General features: G+C 54.9%; 1 protein-coding gene and 1 pseudogene. Both read right to left on the reverse strand.

Going from position 1 to position 2,614, the window contains the following annotated elements; all coding sequences use genetic code 11:
- Positions 1 to 47: 47 nt before the first annotated feature.
- On the reverse strand, positions 48 to 2,006 hold the full coding sequence (locus ABX962_RS34400; protein WP_372726177.1) for a hypothetical protein: 1,959 nt from the start codon (positions 2,004 to 2,006) through the stop codon (positions 48 to 50).
- Positions 2,007 to 2,083: 77 nt separating this feature from the next.
- Positions 2,084 to 2,614: pseudogene (locus tag ABX962_RS34405) on the reverse strand (cytochrome C); the annotation flags it as partial.

Here is a 2,614-nt window from a genome sequence, read left to right on the forward strand (position 1 = left end):
CCGACCCTCCCGCACACGGGAGGGTAAATCAGAAAATTGTTTCCCCGCTAAAACTTCCAGCGGTATTCCATCCGTGTGCCGTAGACGTCTTGCAGTTCGCCTCGCCAGCCGTACATGACATCAAAACGCAACAATGTAGCGTTGGTGAGCGGCATTTGGTAACGCGTTCCCGCGGCAAATTGATCCGCTGGAACTGCGGGGTTGCCGTTCCCATGCGGCGTGACATACGCCAACTCGAGCAGCCATTGGTGCCCGAGATCGTCGGCAATCAAATCGACACCAACCGCTCCACCGGCGGTGTCCCCTGCGGTCGGATCGAGCGTGGCGAAACCGTTTAGTCCGTCCGACTCGAAGTTGATCCCGGTGTTTCGCACGATGCCGCCGGAACCTGCCGCTCGGGCGACCGATTGAGGACGATCCCAGCCATAGAAAAAATTGGCATAGGGGACAAACGTAAGTGGATTCGCGGTGATCCAGCTGTTCTCGACCAACAACAGTGCGCCGTCGGCGGTCCGTTCGTCCTTAGGTAGATCTTGGCCTGAGTTGACGATCACTCGCACACTGTTACTGATTCGGTCGAAATAGCGACGTGTGAAGCTGGCAGTCATGTTGTGATAGCTCCGTTCACTCTGGTTGCGATCACGGACATAGGCATAGCCGGTTTCGATATACCCGCCATAGGCTTCGATGAACCATGCGGTACCAAACGCTTGTGCGGCATGCTCATCGCTTCCAAATGCGGCACTGTTGATTTGATCGACAACCGCAAAAAACGTGGCGTCAAAGTTTGACCAGTTCAGTAGCCGGCTGTGTCCCGAGGGTAAGGCAAACGCTGCACCCGTGACCGCGTCTTCCATCCAGATTCCGTTTTGGAACAACAGTGGCACCAAACCGATCGTGAACGGCAACTCGAACGGAGAGGTTCGCGATTGTGATGCTCCCATCAACACACCGAGATCCCCTTCGTAGAAACCGGTAACGGGAGTCAAATCGAATTCGCTTCGATACTTGATGTCGTCCCCCACTTTTTCCCAGCGAGTGAATTGGTTGTTTTTATCAAGCGGTCCGACGAACGCGTGGAATCGATCGGTATCAGTCAGCTGTAAATCGAGATCCAGATTCAACCGGCTCGCCAAATTGTCGGTGCGTCCTGCGGCGTTTCGCCCAGCCGCGATCCCGGTGCGGTAATCGCCGTACAGATAGAATTTAGGGCGAACCAAGTTTGTGGGGCCAAACCAATCGATCCCTTTCGGCGTGATACCGTCGCCATACCACTGGCGTCCCCACTGAACCAAGGGGTATTGGGTCGGCACGTCACTCTTGGCATCGTACGGCCATTGTTCCCGTTGACCATCGTGGTACATCGACGTGTTTGGGATCGGCGTCGGTGAAAAGTCGCTCGAGAAATCACGCGACGCCGGGGGCGACAAATCGTGTGACGGATCGTTTGATCCATTTTCCGTCGCAGCGAAGCGGTGTTGAATCGCAAACAAAGACGGATCGTCATCCCCGAGCCGATTCAGCCGCTGACCGGGATCGGGGATTTCCAAGGAACCGTTTGGAACCGGAACCGGAACTGGAAAGAGGGCGGGGGCGGGGGCGGTTGGTAACGTTTCGAGTTCTGGTCGTTGGGCGACTCGCGTTTGTAGCGACTGATAAAACCGTTCGGTTACGAATTCGGTCTCGGGAAACTCCCATCCCGATTCTTCAGGAAGGATCGGCGGTGGGGTTTCGCGTTTCACATTGGCAGATTCCGTTTTTGCAGATGGATCCACCAACGGTAATCGCGTTGGGCGGTTGACGCTCGGTAATCGCGTCGGGCTTTGTGCGGTACTGAAACTAACCGTTCCGGGTATCCCGATTCCGATCATCCCAACAAATGCCAAGATACAGAGCAATGGGTAAGTCACGACCGCACGCTGTCCAGCGAATTGCCGTGAAGCCATCCGACGAGCAGCGTCTAGCTGTCTCGCAAGAGAATCGACGATGTTGATGGTCTGCTTCACGACAACGATTCGAAAATTGGATGGGAATTTAATGCGATCAGATGTCGCGATGAAAATAGGTTTGACAAACGAACCAGCTATTGCACCAAGAACGTGTGGCTACTTTGTCGAACGTCCAACATATTGGCCGTCATGCGGCGAATCATGTCGGGTGTGCTATTGATTTGTCGCATGAAATAAGGCGGTTCCATTCGGCTTCGCATGCGAACGCTCAATCGGTAAGGCCCTTTCTTTTGCATCACCGATGCGGGGATGTGATACTTCGGCATCCGATGGTCCAGCGGTGGAATCGAATGGGCTTCCATGCGGATCAGGGGCGGATGGTTCAGCACGCTGACCGGAACAGCGCCTGGACGTAGAAAGACCAATTGATCGACGCTGAAATTCAATGGCAACGCAGCTTCACGATCGGTGCCACGAACGTTGTTGATCAAGAATTTGGTTTGCAGATTGAACAGTCCCTTGTCTCGCGGCACTCGCCCTTTGGCCACGTCGTAAGAGTTCATGTCGGCAAGATCGGCGTTTGAGTCGAGGTAGCCACTTTCCCACACGCGTTGTCCATCGGGATCGATCAACGCGACGTTCAGCCACAATTGGGGCTGGGCGCC

Source organism: Novipirellula sp. (assembly GCF_041583735.1).
In the GTDB taxonomy this organism is placed as follows: Bacteria; Planctomycetota; Planctomycetia; order Pirellulales; family Pirellulaceae; genus Novipirellula.